The sequence below is a fragment of the Novosphingobium sp. genome (assembly GCF_036733805.1).
In the GTDB taxonomy this organism is placed as follows: Bacteria; Pseudomonadota; Alphaproteobacteria; order Sphingomonadales; family Sphingomonadaceae; genus Novosphingobium.
The window spans coordinates 30,286-43,098 of sequence record NZ_DAIMZT010000002.1 but is presented as its reverse complement, the minus strand read 5'-3'; the positions used below and the strand labels follow the sequence as shown (position 1 = coordinate 43,098).

Sequence of the window (12,813 nt, the reverse complement as noted above, 5' to 3'; positions counted from 1 at the left end):
GGCAGAGCGAGAGCGTCAGTCCGCCCCCTTCTCAGGCGGCGTTCTTCAACCGACGATGCCGGCCACTCAACGCTGAAGTGATCGCGTAGAGGAACTGGCCCGTGGCGCGTTCCCAGGAATAAAGTGCGCCCAGGGCGGCTGCATCTGCGCGATCGATACACAGCGCGGTCGTGATGGCGCGTTCAAGACTGGGATCAACGGCGCCGCCTGGTCGGGGCAAAGGGACTTCGACGCCGCGGCCATCAGGACCAAGGATGTCGACAGGCCCTGTTATGGGATACGCGGCAACGGGCGTTCCGCAAGCGAGGGCTTCGATCACGACAAGGCCAAAGGTGTCCGTTAGGCTCGGGAATACGAAGCAATTCGCGGCACGATAGGCTGAGGCAAGCTCTTCGCCAGATAAAGCTCCCAAAAACAGCACTTCGGGGTAACGGCGCTTCAGGCTTTCCAGCGCGGGTCCATCGCCCACCACCACTTTGCTTCCGGGAACAGGCGCTGACAGGAAGGCGTCAAGGTTCTTTTCAGGAGCGACGCGCCCGACATTGAGCAGGACTGGCCCAGGTAATGCGATCATCGCCGGATGACGAGGACCTTCGGGACGGAACAGAGAATGATCGATGCCCCGGCTCCAAGGGCGGGTATGACTTATTCCGCGGCCCGCTAGCTCATCGGCCAGGCTGCGGGTGGAAACCAAAACGGCGCTGCTCGGCGCATGAAAGCGCTGCAGGATCGGCCAGAAATATTCAGCGCTCAGGCCCGTACGCACGGCGGCATATTCGGGGAAGCGTGTGTGAAAGGCGGAGGTGAAGGGCACACCCCGTGAAAGGCACCATCCCCGCGCCGCCCAGCCGATCGGGCCTTCGGTTGCAATGTGAACGATTTCCGGCGCGGCCTTGTCCAGGAACCGGCGCACGCCGAAACGCGGCGCCATGGCGAGCCGGATCGTGCGATAGCCCGGCATCGGCACGGTCAGAAAACGGTCAGGCGTGATCGTTTCCACCTCATGACCGCGCAGCCTTAATTCGTGCAATGTAGCGGACAGGGAGCGAACGACACCGTTGACTTGCGGCAGCCAGGCGTCCGTCGCCAGTGCAAGCTTCACGCGTCGGCCTCTGCAACCGCTTCAGGCATGGCCAGTTCGCCGGTACGGCCGCCAGTCTCGGCCACCCAATCGATGATCGAGATATGGCCGTTCATATCTTCGGCAAGGGCGGTACAGCTCTCCACCCAATCGCCGTCGTTGTAATAAGTGATGCCGCCGAACTGCCGGATCTCGGCACAATGGATGTGGCCGCACACCACGCCGTCAAAGCCCCTGCCGATCGCCTCGTTGGCGACAGCTTCCTCATAGCTGCATACGTATTGTACGGCGTTCTTCACCTTTTTCTTCATGTAGGCGGATAGCGACCAATACGGCAGGTGCAGACGGCGGCGCACAGCGTTGAAGGCGATATTGGCGCGCAGCAACATGGAATATGCCTTGTCGCCCAGGAACGCGAGCCACTTGTGATAAAGCACAACCCCGTCGAAGGCGTCGCCGTGCGTTACCAGGAGGCGGCGCCCGTCGACCGTTTCATGGACGGCTTCCAGAACCAGTTCGACGCCGCCGAATGTCAGGCCCGCATAATCGCGCAGCATCTCGTCATGGTTGCCGGCAATGAAGACCACGCGCGTGCCGCGATGGGCCATCTTCAGGATACGGCGGATCACTTCGTTATGCGCGTCCGGCCAGTACCAGCCCTTCCGCAGGCGCCAGCCGTCGACGATGTCCCCCACAAGGTAGAGCGTCTTGCATTCGACTGAACGGAGAAAATCGACCAGCAATGCGGCGTTGCAGCCGCGAGTGCCGAGATGGATGTCGGAGATCCAGATCGTCCGGTACTTGCGCTTGGGTCGAAATCCCTTTGGATCAGGCAGATCGAGCCAGGCGGGGATACGGTTTTCCGCCCTGGTGTGCTGGTCGAGAAGAGTGTCCATGTCGGTCCGCATCGCTCGATTCACCTGCTTTCTAGCTTGGCGCAGATGTCGCACGCGGGCGTTGCGTCGCCGTGACGATTGCGGGTCAATTCCGTGACATGCACTGCAGCGGCCATGTTTCATTCTTACGTCATAGATATGTCACCTGCTCGTCATACTTGGTGGGCAGACAGCCGGCGAGGCAAGCAGGCAAGGGGCGATGCGGCGGATCGATATATTGCTGGCGAGCGAACTTTCCGGCGGACTAGCAGCCTTCCGGCATGACGAGTTCGACGTGGTACTGCATCGCTGGACAAACTTTGCCGAGCTTCCGCTCATCGAGGGCGCTCTGTGGGTCTTCATCGACTGGGTACTACCGCAGATGTCCGGGTTGGAACTATGCCGGCGCCTGCGCGCTGATCCGCTCACCGCGCATGCGCATGTCACGATGGTTCTGGAAGAAGACAATCTGGACGATCGCAAACGGGCCCTGCGCATGGGCGCCGATGACTATATGGTCGGTCCATTAACTCGCACGGGCCTGTTGGACCGGGTGCTAGGCGTTACTATCGGTGAACAGGAAAGCTTGGGCGGGAGGATGATCTCGCAAGGCGATCTTGCCGTGGACGTCGCCGCGTTCCAGGCACGCTGGCAGGGCAAACCTATTCTGCTTATGCCCAATGAACTGCGCCTGCTGCGATACTTCATCGAGCATCCAGGGCGCGTGTTCAGCCGGGGCCAACTGATCGCCGCACTCGGCAAGCAGGAACCGCCAGTGGACGAACGCACCGTGGACGTCTGGATCGGACGACTGAGGCGTGCTCTTAAAAGCGCCGGAGCCGGTAATCCGCTGCGCACAGTGCGTTCGCTGGGGTACGTGTTCGATACCGTGTAGCGGCGGTTACAGTCCTATCGCCAATCGCATCATGCCCATCCTGCGGTTTGCGCCAACAACCAGACGCCGATGGCGAGGAAGAGCAGAGCTGCGATCGTTCGTACCGTAGCCAGCGGCACGCGCTTGATGATCTCATGGCCCAGGAACACGGCCGGGACATTGGCGATCATCATGCCCAATGTCGTACCGGTCATTACCGGCAGCACGCTGTGAAAACGCGCGCCCAGCGCTATTGTCGCGATTTGAGTCTTGTCGCCCATCTCGACCAGAAAGAAGGCGATCATCGTGCCCAGGAAAGGGCCGAAGCGGCTTGGTTTCGCCTCCTCCTCCTCGTCGAAGCTGTCGGGGATCAATGTCCAGCCGGCCATGAGGATAAAACTCGCGGCCACGGCATAGCGAAACCAGCGCCCGTCCAGAACGGTGGCCACTTGCTCGCCGACCAGTGCCGCAAGAAAATGGTTAGCCAACGTCGCCATGAGAATGCCGGCGATGATCGGCCAAGGGCGGCGGAAACGGGTGGCCAGGACAATGGCAAGCAACTGCGTTTTATCGCCAATCTCTGCAAGGGCGACCACCGCGGTGGAGGTAAGAAGGGCTTCCAAGCAAATTCTCCGGGCCGGGCGCAATGACGACACAACAGCGCGCGCAGAACCCGCCCGGCCGAGAGCGGAACTGCAGGCGCCATTGGTCTTGCCCGAACGGTTTGCCCGTCCTCCTGTGCGCCACGGCCTCTCGGCCGAGTGTGTTGACGACAGGTTCCGCCGGTGAAAAGCGGAATGGCTACTCCCCAGATGACATTTTTGCCCCTAGCGCCGGCGGTGCTTTCTGCAAAGAGAAAAAAGGCCCAACACCAGCCGATGCGGGTTTCGAGGAACTTGGGGCTTAGGAAGCGTGTCGTTCGGCGAAAGTCGTCATTTGATTCTGATTTACGAGCCTATCGGATCGCGCAACCTCTTGTATAAAGATGTCGGGCATCATGAAGGTGTCGGTTCGGCCGACGCCTTCTTTTGCGGCGACGTGCCAAATTCAGCTATTTGCAAAGAATTGCGCTGGATTCGTCACGTACCTGTCATCATTGGGGCGGTTGCCCCTCATACGGAGGGCACGGTGATTCGACATACTCAGTTTCCGCCCCGCAAATCCTGGGGTCTTTTTCAAATTTTTGCCGCGGTGTTCACCGTACTGACCCCGACGCTGGCGCATGCGCAACTGGTCGCCAACGATCCGGCCGGCAGTGGCCCCATTGTCGCTGCGCTAAGCTGGCTGCAGGGGACTTTGCTCGGCAATGTCGCCACGGCGGTTGCGGTCATGGCGGTCGCCGCCGTCGGTTTCATGATGCTCACCGGTCGGATGAACTGGCGTTTCGGCGCCACGGTGATTATCGGCGTCTTCATTCTCTTCGGAGCCGGGGCCATCGTGTCAGGCATACGATCGGCGGCGATCAGCTGATGGCGTTGGTTCGTTATCCGGTCCATCGTGCGCTCACACGGCCACAGATGTTCGCCGGCGTGACGTACAGCTTCTTCATCATCAACGCTGCGGTAACGACAGAGATATTCCTCATCACCAAGAGCTTCTGGGCATTGCCCGCCGCGCTGGCGATCCACGGAGCCGGATACCTTGCATGTCTGCGTGAACCCCGGGTATTCGACTTGTGGATCGCCAAGGTCAGCAAGTGTCCCCGCGTCGCCAACTGGCAACGCTGGGGCTGCAACAGCTACGCGCCTTGAGCGGCGGGGGAAGGAAACCATGGCCAAGAGCATGAAGTCGGTGCTGAAAGGCTGGCGGGCGAAAGAAGTGCTCGCGGGCGACCGTCTGCCTTACGCTGCCTTGGTTGACGAGCACGTGGTGCTGTTGCGCGACGGGTCTGTGATGCTTTCGTTGATGGTGCCGGGCCTAGCCTTCGAGACCGCCGATACTGACGAACTCAACGCGCATGTCGCCACGCGCGAGGTGCTGTTGCGGTCGTCGCTCGATGCGCGTTTTGTGCTTTATCATCATATCATCCGGCGTCGCGTGGAAATCGAGCTTGGTGGCCACTTCGAGGATCCGCTCGCCGCGCATATCGATGCGCGCTGGAGGGCGCGAACCGGTTCCGGCGCGTTGTTCGTCAATGAGCAGTTCGTGACGCTGGTTCGCCGTCCGGCGCGCGGCAAGGCCGGATGGGTCGACCGTCTCTCGCGCATGATGAAGAACAAGGGAGGTCCACAAGTCGAGGCTGATCCCGCGGACGTGCGGGCCTTGCGCGCCGCCGCTTCGGCCATGATTGCCTCGCTCGGCGCCTATGGCGCGCGTCTCTTGGGCGATTACGAGGCGTCCGGCGGCGCCTGCTCGGAAGTGCTCGAATTGCTGAGCGCGCTTTACAATGGTGAGATGAGACCCGTGCGAAGACCGGCCGAAGGCGCGGACATCGGCCACATGCTTCCTTACCGCCGCATCAGCTTTGGCGCGGATGCCCTGGAATTGCGCGGCGCGAACGGCAGCGGCTTCGGGTCGATGGTGTCCTTGAAGGATTATCCGGATGCGACGGGGCCTGGCCTTACCGACGCGCTGCTGCGCCTACCCTGCGAGCTGGTGCTTACCGAAACTTACGCACCCTGCGATCGTCAGATCGCCCGCGAACGCATCGATCTTGCACTCCGCCGCCTGCGTTCCGCCGACGAAGAGGCGGTGGCGGAGCGGCGGGAAATGGCGGCAGCACGGGATTCGCTCGGCACGGGAGCGGTCAGTTTTGGCGATCATCATCTGTCCGTGCTGGTTCGCGCCGATGCGCTTGAGGCGCTTGATGAGGTCACGGCCGCTTGTGCGGCGGCACTCGCTGACGCCGGTGCCGTGGCCGTGCGCGAGGAAATCAATCTCGAGCCTGCGTTCTGGGGGCAGATGCCTGGCAACGAGCAGTTCATTGCGCGTCGCGCGCTGATTTCCAGTGCGAACATGGCCTGCTTCGGATCGCTGCACGGTTTTGCTTTCGGCCAAGCGGCTGACAATCACTGGGGGGATGCCGTTACGCTGCTGGCAACCACCAGTTCGACGCCCTTCTTCTTCAACTTTCACCAGGGCGATCTGGGTAACTTCACGGTCATTGGTCCGTCAGGTTCGGGTAAGACGGTAGTTATGAACTTTCTTGCCGCTCAGGCGCAGAAGTTCGCCCCGCGCACTATCCTGTTCGACAAGGATCGCGGCGCTGAAGTGTTCCTGCGCGGGATCGGCGGCACTTACAGCCGCATCGCGGCGGGGCATCCGACCGGTTTCAATCCGCTGGCGCTGCCCGACACTGCGGGGAACCGCGCCTTTCTGCGCGATTGGCTGGGGGTTCTGCTCAAGGCTAATGGGCCTGAAGAGCTTGCAACGATCGCGGGGGCGGTCGATGCCGCTTATCATAACGATCCCTCGCTGCGGCGGCTTTCACATTTCCGTGAATTGCTTGCAGGGGCGCGGCGGCCCGAACCGGGTGACCCTGCTTCACGGCTTGACGCCTGGATCGACGGGGGCGAGCATGGCTGGCTATTCGACAATGCGCAGGACCAGCTTGACCTTTCCGCCCGCGTCCTTGGCTTCGACATGACGGCGTTGCTGGAAAGCCCGCGCCTGCGTACGCCAGTGCTGATGTACCTGTTCCACCGCATCGAGGAGCGGCTGGACGGCGAGCCGACGATGATCCTCATCGATGAAGGCTGGAAAGCGCTTGACGATGAGGTTTTCGCCGCGCGTATTCGCGATTGGCTCAAGACGTTGCGCAAGCGCAACGCCCTGGTCGGCTTCGCCACGCAATCCGCCCGCGATGCGCTGGATAGCAAGATCGCCACCGCGCTCGTCGAACAGACGGCAACGATGATCTTCATGCCTAACGCGCGGGCACGGCCCGAGGATTATTGCGAGGGCTTTGGCCTTTCCCGGCATGAACTGGATTTGATCCGCACCTTGCCGGCGCATTCACGCTGTTTCCTGATCCGCCAGTCCGACGCTTCTGTGGTCGTCCGGCTTGATCTTTCGGGAATGCCTGAAGTGCTCGCCGTGCTTTCCGGGCGGGAAAGCACAGTGCGCAAGCTCGACCAGCTTCGTGAACGTTACGGCGATGAACCTTCCGCTTGGTATCCGGTGCTGACCGATATGCAGTGGCCGGGGGATGTCGAAGACGGCGAATTGTGGATTCAGGCGGCCGAGTGAACAGGTGATGAGCAGGGGCTGCGATCAGCTGACCGAAGTTGCTTCCGCCGGGGTCGCTCCGGCGCTGCGAGCGGTTGACTGCGTTGCAAACGAGATGGCCGCTGGTGCCTTTGGCCGGCTGTTCGGCGCGGGTGGCGCAATGGCCCCAGTGCTTACCATCCTGCTCACGCTTTACATTGCCTTCTTTGCTCTCTCGCTGTTGACCGGCCGAAGCGCGCTGGGCGTCTCCGCGCTTACGCCGCGCATGCTGCGTCTGGGTGTGGTGCTGACCTTTGCGACAAGCTGGATCGCTTATCAGGGCGTGGTGTGGAACCTTGCTATTGGCGGGCCGGACTGGATCGCGTCTGTGCTGATGGGGGCCAAGGGGTCAGCTACGCAGATCTTTGGCGATCGCATCGATATCGTGTTCGGTGCGATCAATGACATCGCGCAAGGCGCTGGTGGCCAGGGCTCCGCACCTGTCGGGGAAGGGGCGACCGGCGCCGCAGCGGGGGCCACGGTTGCCGTCGGCGCTCATTCCGCCGCCGGGGCCGGCGCCGCGCAAGGTCTGTTTACGCCGGAAAGCGTGATGTGGATGGGGGCATTGCTGCTTTTGCTCGGCACCGTTGGTATATTGCTGACCGCGCGCATCGCGCTGGCGGTCTTGCTGGCGCTGGGGCCGATCTTCGTTGTCATGGCCCTGTTCGGTGGCACGCGGGGTCTGACGGCCGGTTGGCTTCGCGGTGTGGTCATGACCGCCGTTACGCCATTATTCGTCGTGCTTGGCGGGGGGATTACGCTGGAACTGCTGGTGCCGATCATTTCCAGCTTGGTGCAGAGCGCCAACATGGGCGAACTGGATGGTCGGGCAGCCATGGCGTTCTTCCTTGTCGCCGCGGTGCATGCCGTATTGATGATGATGGTCATCAAGGTGGCGGCCACGATGGTCGCCGGTTGGCGCGCGTTCGGCCTGGCCGGGGAAGGGGGTGAACGCGACAGGCGTGATGGGAAGGCTGCTTCGCAGGTTCAGCCTGTCGCCACTGTGGCTGTTCCGACGCCTATGGCGGTACAAGGGCGTGCCTCAGGTATTGCGGCCGCCGGCGCTTCGGCCATGCCAGAAGCGCCAGTTCCAGGCGGAAACGCGATCCGGAGCGATCGCCGGACCGTCATAACGCAAATATCCGGAGGCGGCATCGAGCCATTGCGCGCGGAAGACGACGGCGCGCGCGCGCGCGGGATAGGCAGCCGGTTTCGTTCCGCGTCGAATGATACGGGCCGCTGGCTGATGAAGGAGAAGTCACGATGAACCGCCGCAAGGCTCCCGCTCTGGCTGCGATCGCGGCGATGCTGGCGCTCTCGTCGGCAATGCCGTCTCTTGCCGACGATCGCCTGGTCCATCACGCCTACAACGAGAACGAGGTGGTGCGGATAGAGGGTAGGGCGGGCGTGCAGGCAACGATCGCCTTCGGGCAGGGGGAGTCCATCGAGAATGTGGCCGTGGGCGATTCCCAATCGTGGCAGATCACGCCCAACAAGCGTGCCGACCTGCTCTTCGTGAAGCCGCTGGAAGGCACAGCGCGCACCAACATGACGGTAGTCACTAACCGCCACACGTATTTTTTCGATCTTGTCGCTTCGCCCAGGGCACGGCCCCTCTACATGCTCCGCTTCACTTACAAGGACGAACCGCGCCAGGCGCCCGTCCCGGCGACGGCAAGCCTGAGCGCAGACGAGCGGGCGCTGGCTTCGGGTGATCCGTCTGCGGTGCCGGCCGACCCGGCCGCCCTCAACTTTGCATGGAAACGTGCTGGATCGGAAAAGCTGCTGCCGGCACGGGTATATGACGACGGCAGCGCGACTTATCTGGTCTGGCCGGACAAGGCCGCAGTGCCCGCCATTCTGGTTCAGAACGAGAAGGGGGAAGAAGGGCCGGTGAATTATGCGGTGCGCGACGCCACCATTGTGATCTCCGAAGTCCCGAAAAAGATCATCCTTCGTTCCGGCAGAGCCAGCGCAGCGCTGGAAAATGTCGGGCCTTCGCCGGCCCGTCCGGGTGCGGCCGTGGCGGCCAATTCGTCCGGTCCCGCCAAGGTCAATTCGGCAGATGCAAATTCAGCGATTGCAAACTCAGCGATGGCACAGGGGAACTGACACATGGCGCCCAACTCGTCCCTTCGTGAACGCGTTACGGCTGATGCAGCTACGGATCCGCGCGAAACTGCCCAGGTCATTGACCTTGCCACTCGTAGCGTGCTGCCTCAGGTCAGCCAGGGCAAGCGGGGTGACGGCTTGGGCCTCGCGGCCGGGATACTCATCGTGGCGGCGCTCGGCGGGCTGTCCTTGTGGTCCATGGATTCGGTGCGCAATGGCTCGGTGGCGAAGCAGAGCAAGGCTGGAGCCCAACCGGCAGCGCCAGGGTCCGAGGTTCCTGCGCCCGCCGCCGCTGTTCCTGCCGTGCGGCCTTCGCCAGTCCCGGCCGTACCGCCGACGCCCGCTCCCGTGCTGGCCGCGCCACCGGCCGTCAATGCCGCTGCGACGCCTCAGGCCAATCCTTACGCAAGCCCTACTGTGGTGTTCGACGTAGGCACCGGCGGGCCCATTCCGGTTGCGGGCGCTCCGGGTGAGGCCAGGAGTTCGGGCAATGCCAATGATGATTTCGCCGCGCGGTTGGCCGGCTCTGGCACAACGGCCACCGCAGCCAGTTCCTTTGATCCGGCGACGACGGTGACGCAGGGAACGCTGATCCCGGCAGTACTGGAAACCGCCATTGATACGGACGTGCCCGGCTATGTGCGGGCGATCGTATCCACCGATGTGCGCAGCTTCGACGGCAGGAGAGTGCTGATCCCGCGCTCCTCGCGCCTGATCGGACAGTACAAGAGCGGCCTCAGCGCCGGTCAGAAGCGCGCTTATGTGATCTGGACCCGGCTGATCCGTCCCGACGGCGTTTCGGTGAACCTCGGTTCTCCGGCCATCGCTTTCGGGGGGGAGACGGGTCTTCCCGGCAAGGTCAACAGCCATTTCTTCGAGCGCTTCGGTTCGGCCATGCTGCTCTCGGTGGTCGGCGGTCTTTCCGCCATCGGCACGGGCGGGGCCAGCGTCGTCATCGGCGCTGGTGGTCAGTCGGCAGCGGCAGCGGCGGTGCAGAACAGCTCCAGCGTGGGGCCGACGATCCGCGTCCGCATGGGCGAACCGATCCGGGTCTTCACTGCCAAGGACCTTGATTTCGGCAAAGTTCAGTGATGCGTCATGGCTGATGTTCTTCCTCTTCAGCCGGAAGGCGCTTCAGCACGGGCCTCAGCGGCTGAGGCGCTGGACGCGCACGCGCCGCGCAGCGTTTATCTCGATGCTTATCTGGCCCCTTTACGTCCTTGGCTCGAACGCGAGACCGTCACTGAAATTCTCGTTAATCGCCCCGGTGAAGTGTGGATCGAAGACGCTGTTCGTGCCGGCGCGGGCAATGGCATGCAGCGAGTCGATCTGCCGGAGATGGACAATCGCCTGCTTCAGCGACTTGCCGAGCAGGTTGCCCGAATCAGCCATCAGGGCATCAATCGCGAGCATCCCCTGCTGGCGGCGACCCTGCCTGCTTACAATGGTCAAAGTGGGGCACGTATCCAGCTTGTCGGACCACCGGCCACGCGCGCCAACTGGGCGATGGCGATCCGTCGCCATCGGCTGCTGGAACTGCCGCTGGACGCCTATGATCGCGGCCCCATCACCCCCGCGCACGCGGAGCCGGCGCCCGATCCTATGGCCGAACCCATCGCGTTTCTGCGTGATGCGGTCCGACGTCGCCGCACCATCCTGATTTCGGGCGGGACATCGACTGGAAAGACGACGTTCCTTAATGCGATGCTTTCGGAAATTCCGACGTACGAGCGGATTGTGCTGGTCGAGGATACCGCCGAACTGCGCCTGCCTGGCGCTAATGGAGTTGGTCTGATTGCGGTGAAGGGGGAACTGGGTGAAGCCAAGGTTTCCGCCGATGATCTGCTGCAGGCGGCGCTGCGTCTTCGGCCTGACCGCATCGTCCTGGGCGAATTACGTGGATCGGAGACCGTCAGTTTTCTCCGTGCGATCAACACGGGGCATCCCGGCTCGTTTTCGACTGTTCACGCCAATTCGCCGCGCGGCGCGCTGGAACAGATTGCGCTTATGGCAATGCAGACTGGTATCGGCCTGACCCGCGCGGAAACGCTGGAATATGCCGCTTCGGTGATCGATATCGTCGTTCAACTGGACCGCCAGGACGGCAAACGCGGCATCAGTGCGATCGCTGAGAGCAACAATCTCGTCGAATAACGGCAGCTCCTCCAACGATCAGCGACCTTTACGCTTCGATCAGCGCGACGCCTTTCGCATCGACCGTCCATGCCAGACCAAGCCATTCGGCCAGCGTCTTGAGGTCTTTGGCGATTCCCGCATTATAGAGTGGGCGGGTCAGCTCATCGAGTGAGAGCACCAGCGTGCCCCTTTCTATCGTGAGCCTGCTCGCTGAAAGCGCTGCTTCGGTGCAGCCGGTCAGGCGGCGGCACAGACGCACGGCCAGACCCCAGCCGATCGCCCGGTCGAGATCGGCCCGGTCGGCCAGGCGGATGAACTGCGGCGGGACGGCTGTAAGCCCGGAATTGGCAAATACAGTCATCGCCATCATACCGCGCCCTCGCATCCCCAGACCGATCCAGCGTTTGCGCAGCGCCCAGGTCAGCGCCTCTTCCGTACGCATGTTCGGCTCAGTGCGCATCGCGGCGAGCGCGAGCAAAGTGGCGGCCTTGCGCAGATCGCCGTCCCCTGGCTCCTCTTTGCAGACCGGACCCGTCCACGCGGCGACACGGGCGGCATCCTTTGCCGAAACGCGAGCGCCGTGCGCGAACGCGGCCACGCTCGCCAGCATCGGGCTCTCCCGCTGGATCGAGTGGGGCAACTGCATGTGCAGCAATCCTTCACGCAGCCCCCACGAAGAGAATACGAGGTGCGAGGGCTTGAGGGAGGTAATCAGCTGAACAAGCAGCGCGGCGGCATCGGGCAGGGTGGCCAGACGGGCGCTGGTGATGCGCGGATCTGGATCGTCGAGCTTGCCTTTTTCAAACTGGCGCGCAAGGCGAAGCGCGTCAGCGGCATCAAGCTCAAAGCCGTGCGGGTCATCGACAGGCCACTGCAGCACCCGCATTGCCTGCAGCGCCAGAGCCCGCCATGATCCGCCGACTATATAGAGCGGAAGGCCGCCTCCCTTGCCCCAGCGCCTCTCCTTGAGTCCGGCACGCACGGACGCCGCGAACTTTTGCGCTCCGCCGATGCGCATGTCGGGCAGGCGCAGCGTTCCGAAAGGCAAAGTAATGCCCCCTGCGGGAACGTCGCCATCGATCTCGATAAGTTCAAGGCTTCCTCCGCCCAGGTCGGCGGCGATCCCCCGCGCGCCGGGGAAAGCGGCGATCACGCCGGTGGCGCTGGCGCGGGCCTCTTCCTCGCCGGAAAGGAGACGCGGGGACAAGCCGAACCCTGTCACCGCTTCGAGCAATTCCGATCCATTGCGAGCATCGCGGGCGGCGGCCGTGGCGACACACTCCACATTCTCCACCCCCATCAATCGTGTCAGCGCCGCGAAGCGGGACAAGGCAGCCAATGCAGCGCGCATGGACTTTTCAGCGATCACGCCGGTCTTGCCGATATCTTTGCCCAGGCGGGCGTTGACCTTTTCATTGAGGATCACAACGGGCGCCCGCGGCGGACCGTTGTAAACCACAAGACGCACCGTGTTCGACCCGATGTCGATAATGGCGCGTTTCTCAGTCGAGTGGCTGATGCCGATCATT

General features: G+C 62.8%; 12 protein-coding genes and 1 riboswitch. Of the genes, 8 read left to right on the top strand and 4 right to left on the bottom strand.

All coding sequences use genetic code 11. The annotated features are described in order from the left end of the window. Positions 1-31: 31 nt before the first annotated feature. Together V7D69_RS00845 and V7D69_RS00840 are read right to left on the bottom strand one after the other, a co-directional pair. Positions 32-1,102, bottom strand: coding sequence for a glycosyltransferase family 4 protein (locus V7D69_RS00845; protein WP_333604837.1), 1,071 nt, complete (start codon positions 1,100-1,102; stop codon positions 32-34). Beyond that, complete coding sequence (locus V7D69_RS00840; protein ID WP_324064642.1) at positions 1,099-1,989, bottom strand: UDP-2,3-diacylglucosamine diphosphatase; 891 nt, start codon at positions 1,987-1,989, stop codon at positions 1,099-1,101. Before V7D69_RS00840 ends, V7D69_RS00845 begins: the two co-directional genes overlap by 4 nt. A 187-nt stretch (positions 1,990-2,176) precedes the next feature. On the opposite strand from V7D69_RS00840, the gene V7D69_RS00835 reads away from it, so the two are divergent. Next, positions 2,177-2,851: a response regulator transcription factor gene (locus V7D69_RS00835; protein ID WP_333604836.1), complete on the top strand. Its 675-nt coding sequence runs from the start codon at positions 2,177-2,179 to the stop codon at positions 2,849-2,851. A gap of 29 nt (positions 2,852-2,880) precedes the next feature. Here the strand turns inward: V7D69_RS00835 and V7D69_RS00830 are convergent, their stop codons facing one another. Continuing rightward, positions 2,881-3,453: a TMEM165/GDT1 family protein gene (locus V7D69_RS00830; protein WP_333604835.1), complete on the bottom strand. Its 573-nt coding sequence runs from the start codon at positions 3,451-3,453 to the stop codon at positions 2,881-2,883. 22 nt (positions 3,454-3,475) lie between these two features. After that, positions 3,476-3,653, bottom strand: a riboswitch (yybP-ykoY riboswitch). A 356-nt stretch (positions 3,654-4,009) separates the two neighbouring features. Between V7D69_RS00830 and V7D69_RS00825 the strand changes: the two genes are divergently transcribed. From V7D69_RS00825 to virB11, 7 genes are read left to right on the top strand one after another with little or no spacing between them, the layout of a single operon-like run. Next, complete coding sequence (locus V7D69_RS00825) at positions 4,010-4,300, top strand: TrbC/VirB2 family protein (RefSeq protein ID WP_324061845.1); 291 nt, start codon at positions 4,010-4,012, stop codon at positions 4,298-4,300. Continuing rightward, positions 4,300-4,581, top strand: a complete 282-nt coding sequence (locus V7D69_RS00820; RefSeq protein WP_324061818.1) for a type IV secretion system protein VirB3 — start codon at positions 4,300-4,302, stop codon at positions 4,579-4,581. The genes V7D69_RS00825 and V7D69_RS00820 overlap by 1 nt, the downstream gene beginning before the upstream one ends. A 19-nt stretch (positions 4,582-4,600) precedes the next feature. Next, the gene (locus tag V7D69_RS00815) at positions 4,601-7,018 is read left to right on the top strand and encodes a VirB4 family type IV secretion/conjugal transfer ATPase (RefSeq protein ID WP_333604834.1); all 2,418 of its coding nucleotides are present in this window, start codon (positions 4,601-4,603) and stop codon (positions 7,016-7,018) included. A gap of 7 nt (positions 7,019-7,025) precedes the next feature. Further along, on the top strand, positions 7,026-8,303 hold the full coding sequence (locus V7D69_RS00810) for a type IV secretion system protein (RefSeq protein WP_324061822.1): 1,278 nt from the start codon (positions 7,026-7,028) through the stop codon (positions 8,301-8,303). Then, complete coding sequence (locus V7D69_RS00805; RefSeq protein ID WP_324061824.1) at positions 8,300-9,148, top strand: TrbG/VirB9 family P-type conjugative transfer protein; 849 nt, start codon at positions 8,300-8,302, stop codon at positions 9,146-9,148. Before V7D69_RS00810 ends, V7D69_RS00805 begins: the two co-directional genes overlap by 4 nt. 3 nt (positions 9,149-9,151) lie before the next feature. After that, a complete protein-coding gene (locus V7D69_RS00800) occupies positions 9,152-10,240 on the top strand; it encodes a TrbI/VirB10 family protein (RefSeq protein WP_333604833.1) in 1,089 nt (362 codons plus the stop codon). 6 nt (positions 10,241-10,246) lie between these two features. Then, complete coding sequence (gene virB11 / locus V7D69_RS00795; RefSeq protein ID WP_324061827.1) at positions 10,247-11,302, top strand: P-type DNA transfer ATPase VirB11; 1,056 nt, start codon at positions 10,247-10,249, stop codon at positions 11,300-11,302. Positions 11,303-11,330: 28 nt separating this feature from the next. On the opposite strand, the gene V7D69_RS00790 is transcribed toward virB11, so the two are convergent. After that, on the bottom strand, positions 11,331-12,812 hold the full coding sequence (locus tag V7D69_RS00790; RefSeq protein WP_324061829.1) for a Ppx/GppA family phosphatase: 1,482 nt from the start codon (positions 12,810-12,812) through the stop codon (positions 11,331-11,333). Position 12,813 lies beyond the last annotated feature (1 nt).

Bases quoted from the DNA above. Each gene is read 5' to 3' on its own strand.
- V7D69_RS00815 (WP_333604834.1), top strand. From the start codon at position 4,601: ATGGCCAAGAGCATGAAGTCGGTGCTGAAAGGCTGGCGGGCGAAAGAA.
- V7D69_RS00810 (WP_324061822.1), top strand. From the start codon at position 7,026: ATGAGCAGGGGCTGCGATCAGCTGACCGAAGTTGCTTCCGCCGGGGTC.
- V7D69_RS00790 (WP_324061829.1), bottom strand. From the start codon at position 12,812: ATGATCGGCATCAGCCACTCGACTGAGAAACGCGCCATTATCGACATC.
- V7D69_RS00800 (WP_333604833.1), top strand. From the start codon at position 9,152: ATGGCGCCCAACTCGTCCCTTCGTGAACGCGTTACGGCTGATGCAGCT.
- V7D69_RS00805 (WP_324061824.1), top strand. From the start codon at position 8,300: ATGAACCGCCGCAAGGCTCCCGCTCTGGCTGCGATCGCGGCGATGCTG.
- V7D69_RS00840 (WP_324064642.1), bottom strand. From the start codon at position 1,989: ATGCGGACCGACATGGACACTCTTCTCGACCAGCACACCAGGGCGGAA.
- virB11 (WP_324061827.1), top strand. From the start codon at position 10,247: ATGGCTGATGTTCTTCCTCTTCAGCCGGAAGGCGCTTCAGCACGGGCC.
- V7D69_RS00835 (WP_333604836.1), top strand. From the start codon at position 2,177: ATGCGGCGGATCGATATATTGCTGGCGAGCGAACTTTCCGGCGGACTA.
- V7D69_RS00820 (WP_324061818.1), top strand. From the start codon at position 4,300: ATGGCGTTGGTTCGTTATCCGGTCCATCGTGCGCTCACACGGCCACAG.